At 43.2% G+C, this 19,009-nt stretch carries 16 protein-coding genes; 8 read left to right on the forward strand and 8 right to left on the reverse strand.

Annotated features, from left to right (window positions below; all coding sequences use genetic code 11):
• Positions 1-139: 139 nt before the first annotated feature.
• The 5 genes from B9T34_RS05940 to badH form a co-directional block, all read right to left on the reverse strand.
• Positions 140-1,483: a DcaP family trimeric outer membrane transporter gene (locus tag B9T34_RS05940; protein WP_086212247.1), complete on the reverse strand. Its 1,344-nt coding sequence runs from the start codon at positions 1,481-1,483 to the stop codon at positions 140-142.
• Positions 1,484-1,627: 144 nt separating this feature from the next.
• A complete protein-coding gene (aliA, locus tag B9T34_RS05945; RefSeq protein ID WP_086212248.1) occupies positions 1,628-3,268 on the reverse strand; it encodes a cyclohexanecarboxylate-CoA ligase in 1,641 nt (546 codons plus the stop codon).
• A gap of 142 nt (positions 3,269-3,410) precedes the next feature.
• The gene (gene aliB, locus B9T34_RS05950; protein ID WP_086212249.1) at positions 3,411-4,568 is read right to left on the reverse strand and encodes a cyclohexanecarboxyl-CoA dehydrogenase; all 1,158 of its coding nucleotides are present in this window, start codon (positions 4,566-4,568) and stop codon (positions 3,411-3,413) included.
• A gap of 13 nt (positions 4,569-4,581) precedes the next feature.
• Positions 4,582-5,364: a 2-ketocyclohexanecarboxyl-CoA hydrolase gene (gene badI / locus B9T34_RS05955; RefSeq protein ID WP_086212250.1), complete on the reverse strand. Its 783-nt coding sequence runs from the start codon at positions 5,362-5,364 to the stop codon at positions 4,582-4,584.
• 112 nt (positions 5,365-5,476) lie between these two features.
• Positions 5,477-6,244 (reverse strand): 2-hydroxycyclohexanecarboxyl-CoA dehydrogenase, encoded by a 768-nt coding sequence (badH, locus tag B9T34_RS05960; RefSeq protein ID WP_086212440.1) that lies wholly within the window; start codon positions 6,242-6,244, stop codon positions 5,477-5,479.
• Positions 6,245-6,531: 287 nt separating this feature from the next.
• On the opposite strand from badH, the gene B9T34_RS05965 reads away from it, so the two are divergent.
• A complete protein-coding gene (locus tag B9T34_RS05965) occupies positions 6,532-7,302 on the forward strand; it encodes an enoyl-CoA hydratase/isomerase family protein (RefSeq protein ID WP_086212251.1) in 771 nt (256 codons plus the stop codon).
• Positions 7,303-7,483: 181 nt separating this feature from the next.
• A complete protein-coding gene (locus tag B9T34_RS05970) occupies positions 7,484-7,981 on the forward strand; it encodes a MarR family winged helix-turn-helix transcriptional regulator (RefSeq protein WP_086212252.1) in 498 nt (165 codons plus the stop codon).
• Between the two features lie 185 nt (positions 7,982-8,166).
• On the opposite strand, the gene B9T34_RS05975 is transcribed toward B9T34_RS05970, so the two are convergent.
• Positions 8,167-9,444, reverse strand: a complete 1,278-nt coding sequence (locus B9T34_RS05975; RefSeq protein WP_086212253.1) for an MFS transporter — start codon at positions 9,442-9,444, stop codon at positions 8,167-8,169.
• A gap of 331 nt (positions 9,445-9,775) precedes the next feature.
• On the opposite strand from B9T34_RS05975, the gene B9T34_RS05980 reads away from it, so the two are divergent.
• Positions 9,776-10,567 (forward strand): CaiB/BaiF CoA transferase family protein, encoded by a 792-nt coding sequence (locus tag B9T34_RS05980; RefSeq protein ID WP_086212254.1) that lies wholly within the window; start codon positions 9,776-9,778, stop codon positions 10,565-10,567.
• Positions 10,568-10,876: 309 nt separating this feature from the next.
• On the opposite strand, the gene B9T34_RS05985 is transcribed toward B9T34_RS05980, so the two are convergent.
• Together B9T34_RS05985 and B9T34_RS05990 are read right to left on the reverse strand one after the other, a co-directional pair.
• Complete coding sequence (locus B9T34_RS05985; protein ID WP_086212255.1) at positions 10,877-12,076, reverse strand: acyl-CoA dehydrogenase; 1,200 nt, start codon at positions 12,074-12,076, stop codon at positions 10,877-10,879.
• 24 nt (positions 12,077-12,100) lie between these two features.
• A complete protein-coding gene (locus B9T34_RS05990) occupies positions 12,101-13,255 on the reverse strand; it encodes an acyl-CoA dehydrogenase family protein (RefSeq protein ID WP_086212256.1) in 1,155 nt (384 codons plus the stop codon).
• Positions 13,256-13,462: 207 nt separating this feature from the next.
• Here B9T34_RS05990 and B9T34_RS05995 point away from each other — a divergent pair, with 207 nt between their 5' ends.
• The 5 genes from B9T34_RS05995 to B9T34_RS06015 all read left to right on the forward strand — a co-directional run bounded on the left by B9T34_RS05995 (position 13,463) and on the right by B9T34_RS06015 (position 18,783).
• Positions 13,463-14,236, forward strand: coding sequence for an enoyl-CoA hydratase (locus B9T34_RS05995; RefSeq protein WP_086212257.1), 774 nt, complete (start codon positions 13,463-13,465; stop codon positions 14,234-14,236).
• A gap of 54 nt (positions 14,237-14,290) precedes the next feature.
• Positions 14,291-15,808 carry a 3-hydroxyacyl-CoA dehydrogenase gene (locus tag B9T34_RS06000; RefSeq protein WP_086212258.1) on the forward strand — a complete coding sequence of 506 codons (1,518 nt, stop codon included), beginning with the start codon at positions 14,291-14,293 and terminating at the stop codon, positions 15,806-15,808.
• Positions 15,809-15,823: 15 nt separating this feature from the next.
• Complete coding sequence (locus B9T34_RS06005) at positions 15,824-17,032, forward strand: 3-oxoadipyl-CoA thiolase (RefSeq protein ID WP_086212259.1); 1,209 nt, start codon at positions 15,824-15,826, stop codon at positions 17,030-17,032.
• 205 nt (positions 17,033-17,237) lie between these two features.
• Positions 17,238-18,074, forward strand: a complete 837-nt coding sequence (locus B9T34_RS06010; RefSeq protein ID WP_086212441.1) for an IclR family transcriptional regulator — start codon at positions 17,238-17,240, stop codon at positions 18,072-18,074.
• A 274-nt stretch (positions 18,075-18,348) separates the two neighbouring features.
• Positions 18,349-18,783 (forward strand): PaaI family thioesterase, encoded by a 435-nt coding sequence (locus B9T34_RS06015; RefSeq protein ID WP_086212260.1) that lies wholly within the window; start codon positions 18,349-18,351, stop codon positions 18,781-18,783.
• Positions 18,784-19,009: the final 226 nt, after the last annotated feature.

Consider the following 19,009-nt stretch of genomic DNA (forward strand, 5'->3'; position numbering starts at 1 on the left):
TTTATAAGCATTATGATTTTTTTATGACCATAAATCGCGTGGTTTAAAACGAATATCCATAGTTTTCCTACAAATAAAAAGCAGAACATTGTGCGTTCTGCTTGGAGTGCATCGTTATTCAATTTACATCGATTCTTGTTTAAAAATCATAAATTGCTGTGAAATTGACTCGGTTATCAATCCCTTTTTTATCATTAAATGTTTTACGCTCACCATACATATATTCCAGTCCAAAATTGACTGGTTTTACTGGATTGTAGAATAGGTTAATCCAGCCTTCTTTAAGCTCTGCATTTTGGGTTTCATCATTATGTACGAGCCGCGAAAAGGCATTATTATCATCTGCTTTCATGTAGCCAAAACCTAAAGTGGAACGGATTTTAGGTGTTAATTTTTGGGTTAAACCCACAGTGACTGCATCAAACTGATTGGCGCGCATTTTGTTATTATCATCAAAAACATAGGCCATATTAGACCAGAGCAAGTTTTTGGTATCGCCTTTAATATGGTTATAGTCAACACGAATTAAAGTATTTTCCGCAGCTTGATATTTGCCGCCTAGCGCTACACCCCATGCCAAGAAATCATCATTGCCTGCATGATTAGTTGCTTTTTGCGTAACAAAAGCTCGGCCTGAAAGTGCTGAACCATTATCAAATTTATAATTTAACCGTCCAGTTGCTGAAGGCAGTTTTAATTTTGCATCTGGATCCGTTGTAAAGTCCTGCGTTCCTGTACGCGTTACGGTTTCAGCTTTAGAGTCTTCCAAACTAAAGGCCAAATTCAAGTTGGAATTTACCGGAACCGAGTATTTGATTTGCGGCACACGTGTGAGTGACCCGCCGACAGAAAGTGAGGCATCAACCGTTTCAGGGTAATATTCAATCGCATTGAAGTTCGACCAAGTTTGACCCAATAACCATTGATCATAGGTCATATAAGCATGACGAATACGGAAAGTATCGCGGCCAGATCCGCCAAAAAAGTCCATTTCCACTTTACCGCCAACAGCATGCTCTCCTAGCTGAGGGGTTTTAAAATTGAAGCCGAAACGTGTGGCATTTAAAGTGCTTTGGAATTTATCTGAATTTTTACGCTCTTCTGCCGATCCTTCAAGCGGCACGGCGCTGATTAAGTTATACATGGTGCTTGGACCTTTCATTTGATAACTCATGTCCGCGCGCACATTGCCGTATAACTCAAACTCAGCACCGCCCTTTGTCGTATGCTGCATAACAGGTGCAGCCGTTTTTTGCGGTGCCGCGCTTTCAACCCTTGCAGGTACAGATGCCATGGTCTGTTCATTCAATTTTTGTTCATTGGCTTTTTGCTGTTGCTGCACCAATTCCTGCAAGGCTTGAACTTGCTGCTGCAACTTCGCAACTTGCTGTTCCAAGCTCATCTCTGCATGCGTAAGCGATGTAAGCACCAGCATGGAGAGTGTTAATGTGCTTTTAGCAAAAAATCGTACATTTTTTTTCATTATTAAAGTCCTTTTATGCCCCAAATGCGTAATTGGGTATACCTACTGTTTTTTCAGGCCGAACAAAGCCATTGATAAACTCATAAAATGATGTTTATCAAATGGATCTGTTTAAATTTTGGTAAGTTAAATACGCCTCTGTATTTAATCGTTTTTCAATAATTCACGAATTTTAAATTTTTGAATTTTACCTGACGGCGTCATTGGAAGTTCATCCCAAACTTCTAAGCGTTCTGGTAAATATTGATTGGCCAATTGATGGGTTTTTAAAAATGCCAATAGCGATGGCAGTGTCAGTTCATGTTCTGGATTTTTTAGTTTCACCACGGCGCACGCTCTTTCCCCCATGCGTTCATCCGGATATGGCACTAAAGCGACTGTCGCAATCTCAGGATGCTGATAAATCAATGACTCCACTTCCGCCACAGGTATATTTTCCCCACCTCGGATAATCACATCTTTTTTGCGTCCTGCAATGCGGATATAGCCCTGCTCATCCTGATAGGCAATATCACCAGTATCAAACCAATCCTCAGCATCTGTTTCATTTAAATGTGGACGTTTTAAGTAACCGCCAAAATTTGAGCAGCTGCGGATCATCAACGTGCCAGATTGCATAGGCGCTAAAGTTTCGCCCTCATCCCCCACTATTTTCACCTCTACGCCAGGCAGCGGCCGCCCATCCGTATTGAATGAACGCTCATCATCGTCTTCTGGACAGGTCATAGTCACGGCGCCGCACTCCGTCATTCCCCACGCGGAAATCACTTTAACGCCCATATTTTGACGCGCTTTTTGCACCAAAGCACTTGGGATCGGCGCACCTGCGCATAGGAATAACTTCAAGCTCTCTAGCGATTGATGCGTATCTAAAACCGCCTCAGACAGATCATTTAAGAATGGCGTAGATGCCATGGTAAAGGTCGCTTGATGCTTATGGATCAAATCAATGGCCGCATTCACTTCCCAAACATCCAAGAGCACGGCTTTGGCTTTGAGCAGTACAGGCATGATTAAGCCATACATAAAGCCCGTTTGATGCGCCATTGGCGATCCCATCAAAATCACATCATCTTTATCCAAATGCAGCCGTTTGGCATAAGGCACAATATTAGAAAATAATGTATTCGCTGTATGCATCACACCTTTGGGTTCACCCGTTGTCCCTGAAGTAAAGACCAACTGTGCTATATCGTCTGCAGTAATCGTGACATCATTTAAAGTGTTGAGAATTTGCGGATCATTGTCTAAGCCATGGTTGAGCAGCAATTTTTCAAAGCTGTTTTCACCCTCTCCACCAATCACAACAACCTGCTCAAGGCTCGGAATGAGGTTTTGCAGCTGATTGGCCTGTTTTTCATAATCAAATTTACGGAAGATTTTTGGCACAATAAATACTTTGCTTTCAGTATGTTTCAACATGAAAGAAAGCTCGCGCTCTCTGAAAATCGGCATGAGTGGATTCAGTACAGCACCAATGCGGCGGCAAGCAATATACAGCAGTGTAAATTCCCACCAATTGGGCAATTGGCAAGAAACGATATCTTGTTTTTGCACGCCTAGGCGCTTTAAACCCAAAGCAATTCGATTGGCTGTATGCAGCATTTCACGGTAAGTAAAGCTAGTTTCAGACCGGGTTTCCGTTTTGTAGCTGACCAAGGCTATTTTATCGGGATATTGGTGCACCGCTTCATTTAAGGATTGCAGGATGGTCTTATTCAACCAGTAACCTTCTTGAATCATTTTTTCCCTGCGAGGGTGTAAAAGAACCGCATCGAAATCCATTCCGTAACTCCAATTTATAGTTATCCAACCGTTTTACTTCAAACCGCGTTATTGCCAGTTTCACAACTGTTTTTTATTTCAAATTTTGTCTATTACCCAAGCTGAACATCGGTAATAGACACATCAAACCTTTTGCATTAATTTAAGCTGGCACTGCCTTACGCCCCGCCTTGTGACGGGCAATAATGGTTTTCATAATTTGCGCAGTACCATCACCAATTTGGAAACCCAAGACATCACGCATGCGCTGTTCCATCACGCCGCGGTCATAACCTGCGTGACCGAAGGTCAGTAGACATTGATGGATTACATCATAAGCCAATTTTGGCCCCCACCATTTGCACATGCCTGCTTCTGCAGTATGCGGCAAGTGATTGTCTTTCAGCCAGAGGGTTTGCAGGCAAAGCAAGCGAGCTGCTTCAACTTGCGTTTCATAATCCGCCAATGGATGTGAAACCCCTTGAAATGCAGTCAGCGGTTTGCCAAACGCTTCACGCTGCGCTGCATATTCCCATGCCTCATCCAAAGACACACGTGCAACCGCCAGTACTTGCAACCCAATCAATGCACGGGAAAAGTCAAAACCCTGCATCACTTGAACAAAACCTTTATTTTCTTCACCTAGACGGTGATTCACTGGAACTCGCACATTATCAAAGAAAATAGAACCGCGGCCAATCGCACGCTGACCATGACAATCGAAACGTGTGGTGGTGATTCCCGGCAAATCCATAGGGACAAGTACTGCTGTGACGCCATGCGCACCAGATTCAATCGTGCCTGTACGTCCAAAAATAACCGATGCATCGGCTTGATCGGCAGCTGAAATTGAAGTTTTTTCACCATTTAAAACATATTCATCGCCATCACGTTCAATTTTAAGACGCAGACTCCCTGCATCCGATCCGCCGCGCGGCTCAGTGAGACCAATGGAAAAAATGGCCTCACCCGCCGTTAATTTTCGCAGCCAAGGCTCTACTACTTCTGGATCGCCATGTTCCGCCAAAATTTGACCATTTAACGATGCCAGTAAATTAATATACGAAAAACTTAAATCTGCTTTAGCAACGGCTTCATGAATTACACCTGCGGCTAATCGACCCATGCCTTGACCGCCATATTGCTCTGGCAGTTCAGGTGCAATAAAGCCCATTTCACCCATTTTTTTGACTAAATCACGGTCGAAAATTCGGCTTTGATCACGTTCTAAAAAACCCGGCGCAATATATTTTTGCGCAAATTTTTCTGCAGTTTCCGCTAAAAATTCTAAATCTTCGGTGATGTAAGGATTTTTACTCATGGCTCACTCCTCCTTACTTAAAAAATTTACGGAATTCAGGTTTACGCTTTTCTTTAAACGCATTGACGCCTTCACGCGATTCTTCCGTATCGTAATACAGTTTCAAAGCATACATGCCCATGCCTGCGATACCCGCTTGATGAGCGGTATCCATATTGAAGCTGCGTTTAGCAATCGCAATTGCGGTTGGGCTGCGCTCACAAATTTCTTCTGCCCATGCTTGTACTTCGGCATCTAATTGATCCGCTGGTACACATTTATTGGCTAGGCCAATCTCAACAGCTTCTTGACCTTTATAGCGGCGGCATAAATACCAAATTTCACGGGCTTTCTTTTCACCGACCACACGCGCTAAATATGCAGTGCCAAATCCTGGGTCGACTGAACCCATTTTTGGACCAACTTGACCAAAAATTGCATTTTCAGAGCAAATGGTTAAATCGCAAATGGTGGCTAGAACGTTGCCGCCGCCAATGGCATAACCTTGAACACGGGCAATCACTGGTTTTGGCACATCACGAATCGCAGTATGCAGCTCTTCCATTGGCAAGCCAATGGTGCCGCGTCCATCATAGTTGCCGTCATGCGCAGATTGATCTCCGCCAGTACAAAAGGCTTTTTCACCAGCACCCGTCAGTACAATCGCACCAATTTCACGGTCATAGCCAGCTTTGTTGAGGGCACGGATAATTTCATCGCAGGTTTGTCCACGAAAAGCATTCATTTTTTCTGGGCGGTTAATTGTGATCCATGCCACGCCATTTTTTACTTCGTATAAAATATCTTCAAAATTCATAAACTGTTCCTTTCCTTGAAAACTGCTTTTAACTTTTATTGCATCTCATTTTGAGCGTTTGAGCATTCTGCAGAGCCTTTGCCTATTGCTTAACTCTGCTCGTTTAAAACGCTTAACCATTCATGGTTAAACCGCCTGAAACACTCAGCACCTGTCCTGTAATAAAGCTGGCATCATCACTTAAGAAAAATGCGATCGATGAAGCAAGATCATCTGGCAGCCCTAAACGGCCGAGCGGGATCGCACGGGTAAATGCTTCACGAAGTTTTTCAGGGTTTGATGCGCCTTCGGTGACACCTGCTAAAAGCGCCGTATCGGTTGGGCCAGGGCAAATCACATTGACAGTAATGTTATTGCGGGAATGTTCACGCGCCAGCGTTTTAGAGAAAGCCAGCAATCCGCCTTTGCAGGCTGCATAGACCGCTTCACCAGAAGAACCCACACGCGCAGCGTCCGAAGCAATATTCACGATGCGGCCTTGATTGCGCTCAACCATACCTTTAAGCACCGCATGATGCATGTTCAGCATACCCACCAAATTGATTTGAATGAGTTTTTCCCACTCTTCTGGAACAGATTTAATGAATGGCTTAAAGATGTCCCAGCCTGCGTTATTCACTAAACCGTCAATTGGACCCAGCTGAGCTTCTGTTTGCGCAATGGCCTGATCAACGACGTCTTTATTGGTAATGTCACACTGTACTGCCAGTGCAACGCCGCCTGCTTTTTGAATATCTGCAGCCAGCTTTTGCGCAGCATCAGTATTCATATCAAAAACTGCAACTTTTGCGCCTTCCTGCGCTAAGCGCTTACATGTTGCACTGCCTATACCGCCAGCGCCGCCAGTTACAATAATGACTTTATCCTTGAGGCCTTTCATATCCGTTTTCATCCTTATGTATTATTTAAAATTGCCTGCTTTCTATGTTTTACAAGCCTCTGCTGATAGCGAGGCTGCTCAAGAAATGCAGTGCGATTATTTTTATACTGCCACTGAAATTAGACTAATCATACAATGATTTTATGTCAATACCATTACATATATTTTTAAATTCATTTTTATAATTACTTTAAATACAATATTTTATAATTTTTTAATTTATATGTATTGACATATTTTCAATAAAATCTATGCTTTTTAATAGATATTCAGCAAGGACGAAGCGCATGAGCGCAGAATTAAAATATCAAAATAATATTGCAATCATTACTTTAAAGCGTCCTGAAGCTCGAAATGCTTTAAACACAGAGATGATTGCCAATCTTGAAAGCATTGTGAGTAAAATTTCACAGCGCAGCTTGCGTGCAGCAATATTCACTGGCGATGGTACACAAGCTTTTTGCGCTGGCGCAGATATCACCGAGCTTCAGCATCGCAGTGCTGAAAGGCATTTGGATACAATACGCAAAGGTCAAAACTTATTTCAGCAGATTCATCAATTAAACTTTCCTACACTGGCCTGCATACAAGGCGCTGCTTTGGGCGGCGGTCTGGAACTGGCACTGGCTTGCACATTTCGAATTTGCAGCACGGCCGCACGTTTAGGCTTGCCAGAGATTAAATTAGGGCTCATTCCTGGATATGGCGGCACACAGCGTTTGCCACGTCTGATAGGCCAATCTAAAGCACTTGAATTAATTCTCAGCGGGAAAATCATCAATGCAGAAGAAGCGTTCAGAATCGGATTAGTGCAGCACATTTTTGAGTCAGAAGATCCCGTAAATGCTGGCCTGCAATACCTAGACAGCTTTGGTGCACAATTTCCAGCAGCAGTGCAGCATGCGCTTAAAGCTGTACAGAGTGCCTCAGATTTAGATATTCATACAGGACTGGCTTTAGAAGCTGATTTATTTATTGGCGCGAGCCAAACAGCAGACGCTGCGGAAGGTATATATGCTTTTTTAGCCAAACGCCCCGCTCAATTTCAGCAAAAATAATGGATATACAATAAGCCTATACATATAGATCGCTTCATTAGGGTGCTTAAGTTCAGAAATAATGCTCAGCAGATGCGTTCATTCATCAAATGGACCGCTCTGCTAAAACTGCCCTCTTCTGTTTATATGTCTAGCCGATATACTATAGGCGCCATACGTGAACAAAGACTTACGGAAATACATGCAAGGTTCAAATACACCGCCATACGATCAGTCCTTATACTCCGTCCATAACCGGCTGTTCTTTAGATTGTTTCAAGTGGGCAATAGCTTAGACCGTCAATGCTTAAAAGAGTTAGGCATTTCGCCTGTGCACTGGTCTGTTCTTGGTGCGCTTTCCCGCCCGCATGTTAAAAATATCGGCATGTCTTTTTCTGATCTAACCGAATATTTAGGCATTAGCCGGCAGAGTTTGGACAATGTACTGAAAAGACTGGAACGTGAAGATATCGTTCAGCGAGTGACTGCAAGCCATGACAAACGCGCAAAGAATGTCGCGCTGACTCCTTTAGGCCACCAAAGCTGGGACGATTATCAAATGAAGTTTTTTCAGTTCTATAGTCAGGGCATGCAAAATTTTGTCTTTGATGATGCAGTTACACTGATTCATTTACTGAATAAATTAAATGATGGACTCAAGCAGATTAAAATCGAAGATATTGACGATGCAAGCGAATGATTTTTAATCAATTGTATTTAAATAATTGATTTAGATTAACTATAAAGATTTGAATACTGATGCTTCAATTCGTTTTATTTTCAATATAGGCTGTGAAACAAGCTTTTATTGTGCGCTGTAAAAAGAAAGCCCTAACCATTGACGAATCAGCGATCAGGGCCAGCCTGAAGATATTATGCTTTAGATTATTCTGCCTTTTGCGGATCGTACTGCTTGTCTTTAATGAACAGACCAGAGACAGCGCCGCATAAGAAATAAGCGCCGCCCATAATTAAGAAACCGAGGCCAATAGAACCGCCGCTCGCCGCCGCGCCAATAATGGCTGGAGCAAACATTGCACCAATACGGCCAGCATTGTAAGCACCGCCCACCGCCGTACCGCGAATAGAAGTTGCAAAGCTTTCTGTCATATAGGTTGCATTAATTGCGTATGGGATGCCATAAAGGAAACCAAAGAAAATCAGTAAGTAAGCAATATTATCTGGAGAGTTAAACAAAACAATCACAGGTAAAAACACAGCAGTACCAATTGCGCCAAAGGCAAAAACAAAACGGCGTCCTAGGCGGTCAGCTGCATAGCCAGCAATCACCTTACCGAAAATCATCGCCACATACGTACCAATCATATACCCTGCCATCGCTTTAAAGTTCATGTGTAGCTCTGATTCTAAATACGCGGGCATCCAGTTGTTTACGCCATAGTAGCCAAACTGCAGAAAGCCGGCTGTGATCATCCAAAGGATAAACATTTTGCGGTTACGCGAGTCAGCAAAAATTTCTTTGACTGTGCTTTTCTTCTTCACATCTGCTTGTACTGCTTGCTGCGGTGCATATTTTTGCATTAAACGCGCACGCTGCCATGACTCTGGCTCTGGCACCAGTTTTTGAATAAAGATCGCTAAAGCTGCAGGAATAATTGCGACAAAGAATAAAACTCTCCAGCCATAATCAGGAATGATCCAGCCTGCCAGCAAAGTCGCTACAATATAGCCAACCGTCCAGCCTGCCTGTAATGTACCCAATACCGTTGTTCTATATTCGGTCGGCACATATTCAGCCATCAGTGTATTGGCCGCAATATACAAAGAGCCAATCCCAAAAGCAGAGAGGAAACGCAGTACTGCAAATTGCTCAAAGTTTTGGGTAAAGCCTAAGGCTGCAGTTAAAATTGAAAAAACTAATATTGAAATGACCACCGTCTTTACTCGGCCTAACTTATCACATGCCCAGCCGCCCATAAAACCGCCCACGGCCATACCCGCAAGTGTAAAACTGCCTAGTGCTCCCGCCTGCAAATTGGTCAATCCAAATTCTGCTTTTAAACTATTTAAACTGAATGAAAGCAGCAGCATATCCGCGCCATCCACCAGCAGTGCTAGAAATGCGAAGATAAAAGCAATTTTTTGAGTATTTTTGGTTGCTGGCTTGATTTTCGCCAGCTCAATTGTTAATGCATCCGTCATGTAAATTATTCCCTTATTTCATTTATTTAGGTCAATTCGTTATTTTTCAAAATTATCTTTCAATCCTTAGGAAGAAAATTTTGTTTATGAAATAAACACTTTTTTAAATCCCAATATGAATTCTCCGCTTGTACTAATCCTGAATAAAAATAGGCTTTTCTAAAAGCCCATATCGCGGTTTGAGACTAATCAAAACAGGATGATAATTCAACAATTTTTGAATATTAATTTTGTATTGCGAAATTTATTATCAAATAATTGATAAATTACCGCTTTTAAGCTATGTTTAAAATGGACTTAATACCGAATTACAAAAAACACGGAGTGTGAAATGGGTGCGTTAACAGGCTTTCGCATACTGGACTTGAGCAGAATTTTAGCCGGCCCTTGGTGCAGTCAAATTTTGGCTGATCTGGGCGCAGAAGTGATTAAAATAGAAAAGCCGGATCATGGCGATGACACCCGAATCTGGGGGCCGCCATGGCTCAAAAACAACAGTAACGAAGATACACATGAATCTGCATACTACCTTTCTGCCAATCGCGGCAAACATTCTGTTGCTGTGGATATTTCGACGCCAGCAGGTCAAACGCTGATTCATAAGCTGGTGCTTGAAAGTGATGTCGTCATTGAAAACTACAAAGCAGGCTCTTTAAAGCGTTACAGCCTAGATTACGAAACCCTGAGCACGCTGAACCCTAAAATCGTGTATTGCTCAATTACAGGTTTTGGGCAAAATGGGCCTCGCGCAGCAGAACCTGGCTATGACTTTATTGTGCAAGGTATGGGCGGCATGATGAGTGTGACCGGTGAGCGAGATGATTTGCCTGGCGGCGGACCGCAAAAAGCAGGATTAGCCTTTGCTGATTTAACAACAGGTTTATATTCAGCGATTGCCATTCAAGCAGCCTTACTCTCCCGTGAAATGGTGATTAAAATGCCGCATACTCTGCGGGAAGATTACACCTCAATCGGCTCTCCAATTAAGCTGTCTAAAACGCCAGTCGAATATAAAAAGGCGCCGCCCTGCCTTGGTGAAGACACTGATACTGTTTTGAGCCAATTTATTTCGCAAGACGAAATTGCACAGCTGAAAGCACAAGGCGTTATTCAGCAGCGTTAATACCATTTATGATTTAAATAAAAAGGAATCCAATTGGGTTCCTTTTTATTTCAGCAGCATTTATAAGCTATTCCTTATATCAAATTAGCCAGAGCACTGAATTTCTCCAGAATCCATCGCCACTCTTTATAGTAGATTTTTTGCCTACTTGAATAGGTATATACGTTTTATGAACAATGAATGATCATAAGCACCTTATAACTAAGATCATTCATTTTTCTTAAAGCCACAGAAGTAATGCATATTTTAAAATTTCTATACCTAACACAATCAGCCAGCAAAAGCTGGCTGATTTAATTTCAAAAAATATTAATTACAGAAGGCTGCAATCCCTGTTTGCGCACGGCCAAGAATCAGCGCATGTACATCATGCGTGCCTTCATAGGTATTCACCACTTCAAGGTTCACCAAATGGCGCGCCACACCAAACTCATCTGAAATGCCGTTGCCGCCCAGCATGTCTCGCGCTACACGGGCAATATCTAGTGCTTTACCGCAGTTGTTGCGCTTAATCAGTGATGTGCCTTCTACTGCGGCAATGCCCTCGTCTTTCATGCGGCCAAAACGCAGTGCAGCTTGTAGCCCCAACGCAATCTCAGTCTGCATATCTGCCAGCTTCTTTTGAATCAGCTGATTCGCTGCCAAAGGACGGCCAAACTGCTTGCGATCCATCGTATATTGATGTGCCGTATGCCAACAGAATTCTGCTGCGCCCATTGCGCCCCAAGCAATGCCATAACGTGCACTGTTTAGGCAAGTAAATGGGCCTTTTAAACCGCGTACTTCTGGAAAAGCGTTTTCTTCCGGGACAAAAACATTGTCCATCACAATTTCACCTGTGATGGATGCGCGTAGACCCACCTTGCCGTGAATTGCAGGTGCAGACAGGCCTTCCCAGCCTTTTTCTAAAATAAATCCGCGAATGTCGCCAACATTGCCTTCTTTTGATACTTCTTTGGCCCACACCACAAATACATCGGCAATTGGACTGTTGGTAATCCACATTTTCGCCCCGCTTAAGCGGTAGCCGCCGTCTACTTTTTTGGCACGAGTAATCATGCTGCCAGGATCTGAACCATGGTCAGGCTCGGTTAAACCAAAACAGCCAATGTATTCACCTGTCGCCAGTTTTGGCAGGTATTTTTGTTTTTGTTCTTCTGAGCCAAATTCATTAATCGGAACCATCACCAAAGAACTTTGTACGCTGGCCATTGAACGGTAGCCCGAATCAACATATTCAATTTCACGCGCCACTAGGCCATAGCTGACATAGTTTAGACCTGCACCGCCGTACTGCTCTGGAATAGTTGGACCTAGAAGGCCAAGCTCACCCATTTCACGGAAAATTGAAGCATCGGTTTGCTCATGGCGGAACTGTTCCAGCACACGCGGCTGCAGGCGGTCTTGGCAGTATGCATGCGCAGTATCGCGGATCATGCGTTCTTCTTCTGTCAGCTGCAGTTCCAATAAAAACGGGTCTTTCCAATTAAATTTTGCATTTGTCGACATGTCTTGTTTTCCTTTTCAATCGGCTTAAGCTGTTGCCTGTTTGATCATTTCACGTGCAATAATAATCTGCTGAATTTGTGTTGTGCCTTCGTACAAACGGAATAAGCGCACATCACGGTAAAAGCGTTCAATTGAATACTCACTGATATAGCCAGCACCGCCATGAATCTGCAAGCAGCGGTCTGCTACACGTCCGCACATTTCTGTTGCGAACATTTTTGCGCATGAAGATTCAGTGGTGACATTCTGTCCCGCATCACGTAAACGGGCAGCATCTAAAACCATGCATTTAGATGCATAAATTTCCGCTTTAGAATCTGCCAGCATGCCTTGAATGAGCTGAAAATTCGCAATAGGCTGTCCAAACTGCTTTCTTTCTACCGCATAATTCAGCGCATCATCCAGCATACGCTCCGCCATACCGACACTGTAGCCTGCAATATGTAAACGGCCTTTATCCAATACGCGCATTGCCGTTTTAAAGCCAATGCCTTCTACACCGCCAATCAATTGATCCTGATGCACGCGGCAGTTGTCAAAAATCACATCACAAGTATATGAACCGTGCTGGCCCATTTTTTTATCAATTTTTCCCAAAGACAGTCCTGCAGTACCTGCTTCAACTAAAAACGCTGAAATGCCGCCTGCACCTTTAATTTCCGGGTTTGTTCGCGCCATTACTGTAAAAGTTTGCGCACGTGGCGCATTGGTAATAAAGCGTTTTGTGCCAGTTAACACATAGTACTCGCCGTCTTTAACCGCAGAAGTTTTTAAGGCTGCAGCATCTGAGCCTGAATCTGGCTCGGTCAAGCAGAATGAACCGATAATGTCGCCGCTGGCATAGCGCGGTAAATACTTCTGTTTTTGCGCTTCAGTGCCGTCAATCAAAATGCCGCTTGAACCAATGCCATTATTGGTGCCAATCAGTGAGCGGAAAGCTGCAGAGGTACGCCCCATTTCCATGGCAACGAGAATTTCTTCTTCCATGGTAATGCCAAGGCCGCCGTATTCTTCTGGAATAGTTAATCCAAAAAGTCCCAGCTCTTTCATTTGATTCACAATATCTTCTGGAATCGCGTTGCTATCTTCTACTTCATGTTCACGCGGCACCAATTCATTTTTTACAAAATCACGAATCGTCGACAGTAATTGTTCCAGCATTTCAGGATCACGAATCATGCTAAGGCTCCTTTTTTCCGTTTTCTGGTAAATTCCTTTACCCATTTATATTATTTCGCAATACGAAATAAATAACCATAAAATTACAAAAACAGCAAGAAAAACATTAAATATTATTTTCTGAAGACAAAAATATTGAGTTTTTATTTAAATAGCATTAATTTAGTAAAAAATATAATTCCGTATAGCGAAATAAATGGACTAATAATGAAACAATCAGTAACAGTGGAATGCCTAGGCGACGGTGTTGCAATGGTCTGCATTCAACGCCCTGAAGCTAAAAATGCCCTGAATACCGACGTGCGTAAAGGATTGGCTCAAATTTTTAATGAACTGGCTTTAAATGATGACATTCGAGCTGTCGTACTGACAGGCGGCGAAGATGTATTTGCCGCTGGTGCAGATTTAAAGGAACTGGCTGCTGCGCAAAGCACAGAAATGTATTTGCGCCATACAGAGCGCTACTGGCAAGCCATTGCGAATTATCATAAGCCTGTTATTGCGGCTGTAAACGGTTATGCGCTTGGCGGCGGCTGCGAACTGGCCATGCATGCAGACATTATTATTGCTGGTGAGTCTGCGCAATTTGGCCAGCCAGAAGTCAAAGTCGGTGTCATGCCTGGTGCGGGAGGCACACAGCGCCTGTTTCGCGCTGTCGGCAAATTTCATGCGATGCGCATGATCTTAACAGGCTGCTTGGTTCCAGCAGCTGAAGCATTTCAAATAGGATTGGTTTCTCAAGTGGTTGCCGACAGTGAAACTTTAAATACTGCCATTAAAATGGCAAAAGGCATTGCCCGCCTGCCGCCCATTGCCTTAGAACATATTAAAGAAGTGGCGCTGATGTCTGAAGATGTGCCGTTAAATGCCGGCTTGAGCTTAGAGCGTAAATCATTCCAATTGCTGTTTGATACGCAGGACCAGAAAGAAGGGATGAATGCCTTTATAGAAAAACGCCATCCGCAGTATCAAGGCAAATAAAGATAACCTCATCTGCTGATTGAATCAGTACATTCAATAAGGACATTTACTGCAATGAAAACTGAAATCCGCACTATTGGCATAATCGGTTCAGGTGTAATGGGTACTGGAATTGCCCAAATTGCGCTGCAATCCAATCATCAAGTTATTTTATTCGATGCCAAAGAAGGTGCCGCCCTTGCCGCACAATCACGGCTGAGCAGCACACTGGATAAATTGGTTGAAAAAAATAAACTCACTGCAGATGCAGCAGAACAAGCCATGTCTCAATTGGTCATTGCAGGAGCTTTGACTGAGCTAAAAACCTGCGACTTAATTATTGAGGCCATCGTCGAAAACCTAACTGTTAAACAGCAGTTAATGCAGCAGTTAGAAGATCTTTTGCCTGCAGACACGATCATTGCCTCAAATACCTCTTCACTGTCCATTACCGCAATTGCTGCTGAAAGCCGCCATCCCGAACGGATCGCGGGCTATCATTTTTTTAACCCAGTGCCATTAATGAAAGTGGTTGAAGTCATTCCCGGCATCCGCACAGATCAGCACATTGTAGAACTGCTTTCGAAGCTTGCGCATACAATGGGCCACCGTCCTGTTATAGCCAAAGACACGCCTGGTTTTATTATTAATCATGCTGGGCGCGCTTATGGCACAGAAGCCTTAAAAATTCTAAATGAGCAAGTGGCTTCTATCGATGAAGTTGACCGCATTTTAAAACTCAGCCTCGGCTTTAAAATGGGCCCATTTGAGCTGTTGGATTTAACAGGTTTAGATGTTTCCCATCCTGTGATGGAATCTGTATATGAGCAGTACTATCAAGAGCCGCGCTACCGTCCAAATGTGCTGACCAAGCAAATGCTGATTGCTAAACAGCTAGGACGCAAAACTGGACAGGGCTTTTATACCTATGCTGATGGGAAAAAAAGCCAAGAACAGCAATCTATACTGCTAGAAAAACAGGCTGCATATCCTGCGGTTTGGATTGCGGCAGACTTTGAGCAAGACCGCCAAACACTGGTTAACTATCTGACTGCGCAGCATATTCAGTTAGATCTCCACGAAACACCAGCAGCGGACAGCCTCATTTTAACCGCGACCTATGGTGAAGATGCCAGTTCGGTCATACAGCGCTTAAATCTTGATGCCGAAAGAACAGTTGCTATTGATTTAATTAATGGTTTGAACAGCCACCGTACGCTCATGCCTAGTCTGATTACACAATCTGAAATGATCCAAGCTGCACACAGCATGTTTAATTTAGATGGCGGCTCAATAAGCGTGATTAAAGAAAGTGTTGGTTTTGTCGCACAGCGTGTTATTGCCATGGTGATTAATTTGGCCTGCGATATTGCGCAGCAAGGCATAGCAACCGTAGATGATATTAACGCGGCAGTACATTTAGGCTTAGGCTATCCGCAAGGGCCGATCAGTTGGGGTGATACTTTAGGCAAAGAAAAAATACTGCTCACGCTTGAGCGCATGACACAAATTACCGCAGACCCTCGCTACCGCCCTAGCCCATGGCTGCAGCGCCGCGTCAAACTAAATCAATCTTTAACATTTACTGCTTAATTTCAAGGAAAGAAAATGCTCAATGCTTATATTTATGATGGATTACGCACTCCTTTTGGCCGCCATGCAGGTGCTTTGGCTTCAGTCCGTCCAGATGATTTGGCCGCTCTAGTCATTCGACGCTTAATCGAAAAAACAGGTATTCCTGGCGCAGATGTAGAAGATGTGATTTTTGGCAATACCAATCAGGCAGGAGAAGACTGCCGTAATGTTGCACGCCATGCCGCTTTACTTGCAGGATTACCCGTGACTGTGCCTGGCCAAACGGTTAACCGCTTATGTGCTTCAGGCCTAGCGGCTGTCATTGATGCCGCCCGCGCCATCAGCTGCGGTGAAGGCGATTTATATATTGCAGGCGGTGTGGAATCTATGACACGTGCGCCATTTGTCATGGCAAAAGCAGAAAGTGCCTACAGCCGTGAAGCTAAAATTTTTGATACCACCATTGGCGCACGCTTTCCTAATCCGCTCATTGAACAAAAGTTTGGCAGCTACAGCATGCCTGAAACTGGCGATAATGTTGCTGTTGAATTTGGCATCAGCCGCGAAGAAGCCGATGCTTTTGCTGCAGCCTCTCAAGCCAAATATGAAGCAGCCAAACAAGCAGGCTTTTTTGATCATGAAATTACAGCGGTTGAAGTTTCACAAGGCCGAAAACTGCCGCCTAAAGTCATTTTACAAGATGAGCACCCTCGCCCAGCCTCTGATTTGAGTGCCTTAGAAAAATTGCGTCCTTTATTTGCAAATGGCGTGGTGACTGCTGGAAATGCATCTGGCGTCAATGACGGTGCAGCCGCGCTTTTAATTGGTAGTGAAGCTGTACAGCAGCAATATGGTATGCAGCCTATGGCGAAAATTCTGTCTGCCGCCGCAGCAGGTGTTGAACCACGTATTATGGGCGCAGGCCCCATTGAAGCGATAAAAAAAGCTGTTGCACGTGCTGGGCTCAGCTTAGACGATATGGACATTATTGAAATTAATGAAGCCTTTGCATCGCAGGTACTCTCATGTCTAAAAGGGTTAGATATTGCACTGGATGACCCTCGTGTAAACCCCAATGGCGGCGCAATTGCTGTCGGTCATCCATTAGGCGCATCGGGTGCACGCTTAGCATTAACCGTTGCCCGCCAATTGCAGCGCACAGGACAAAAATATGCAGTCATCAGCCTCTGTATTGGTGTGGGCCAAGGTTTAGCTATGGTTATTCAAAATACAAATGCATAAGCTGCGGGTTTTTACCGCGCATATCACCTAAAAGAAACGTATATACGACCTAAAAAATGGTGGTTCACACTTTCCATTTTTTAGGATTGTTCAAAAATAGCTCAAACCTCCGCTTATCTATAATATAATTCCATATATAGATATTTATTTTGCATCGTGAAATTATATTGTTATGATGCGCTCAATCCTCTTTAACTTTTTTAATATGACAAAAAATAAATTCGTCGACAGTACACACTTAGATGAAATTCGATTAGATCCGATTTCACATATTCATCGTGAAAATAATCCGCAATTTATTGCGTCAATTGCACGCGGCCTTGAAATTTTACGCTGCTTTTCATCAACGAATCAGCTTTTAGGCAATCAGGAAATTGCGCAGTTAACCAATCTTCCAAAGCCAACTGTTGCACGTATTACCAGCACTCTGGTTTCGCTTGGCTATTTAAAGCAGCTTCCAAATACCACAAAATATTTACTGGACATTGGCGTATTGGCTTTAGGTTATGCTGCCCTTTCCAACATTTCCGCACGTACCCAAGCGCATCCCTTTATGGAAGAAATGTCACGCTATGCGCAAGCGCCTGTGGCCATGGCAACTCGTGACCGTTTAAGCATGATTTATCTTGAAGTGGTTGATACTGACGCAAAACTCACCATGCGCCGCCCTATTGGCTCTACCCTGCCAATCCACTCCACCTCTATGGGCCGTGCATGTTTGGCCGCCATGGAAGTGAAAGAACGTGAGTACTTATTTGATGCCATTAAAAAGCGCAATGAAGACAACTGGCAAACCATTAAACGGAATTTAGAACGCGCTGTGCGCGATTATCAAGACTATGGCTATTGCTTATCGATTGGCGATTGGGCAAAAGATGTGAACTCTGTTGCTGTACCTTTGATTCACTCTAAGCACGGCATTTTAGTTTTTAACTGCGGTGCGCCGAGCTATTTATTGAATCAAGAAAAATTAGAAAATGAAATTGGCCCACGTCTGATTCATATGGTAAGTAATATTGGTCTAACTTTGAATAATATGTAATTTCAACAGATCCATTCATTTTAAAGGAGCCTTTGCGCTCCTTTTTTTAATTCTAGTACGATGTCTGTATAGGGCTAAGCTTTCAGTATTTGCAATAAAATGCATGTACTTTCAGAAACAGGTTCCACATTCTGCACCCTTATAATCTACAAAGTCTGTTTATATGAAGCACAAAATTAAATCATTTAAATTGTTTTATTTCACTATACAAAACTATAAATCAAATATGATAATATTGAATTAAATTATTCAACTTTTCATGTAAAGGAACCGCATGACCACACAGCAGCTTTCAGGACTAGACACGCTTAAAGGATTAATTGACGGCAGTATTCCTCATTCTGCGATGGCAAAAGTCATTCCGATGAAATTGGTTCAGGCAGAAACTGGAAAAATCATCTATGAAACTACACCAAATGAAGAACATTTAAACCTTCAAGGCGGAATTCATGGCGGATTTTGCGCAACTGTTCTAGACAGCGTGACCGGTGCTGCCGCACATAGTTTAATGGACACGGGCGTTGGCTTTGCGACTATTGATTTAAACATTAAGATGATCAGACCTATGCAGGCTGGAAAAACCTATTTAGGTGTAGGTACATTGATCAACGCAGGCCGTACCATCGTAAGTACAGAAGGCAAAATTGTTGATGAAAATGGTAAAATTTACGCTCACGCCACTGCAACATTAATGATTTTACGTAAGTAGTTAATTACTTTTTACTTACTCAGTGAATATTGAAGTCAAATGGCTAATCCCTGCTTATACAAAAAATATAAGCAGATTTTTATAATTACTATAAAAATCACCGCTTCAATATACTTCCATTCTCAAGCAGAATTTTTTAAATCGCGAAATTTTCCGCCCCCATCCAAATCAGTCATTCTTTTAATTTTTTTAAATATATACTGTCTTGTTGCACAAACCTGCTATT

The sequence above is a fragment of the Acinetobacter sp. ANC 3813 genome, assembly GCF_002135435.1.
Taxonomy (GTDB): Bacteria; Pseudomonadota; Gammaproteobacteria; order Pseudomonadales; family Moraxellaceae; genus Acinetobacter.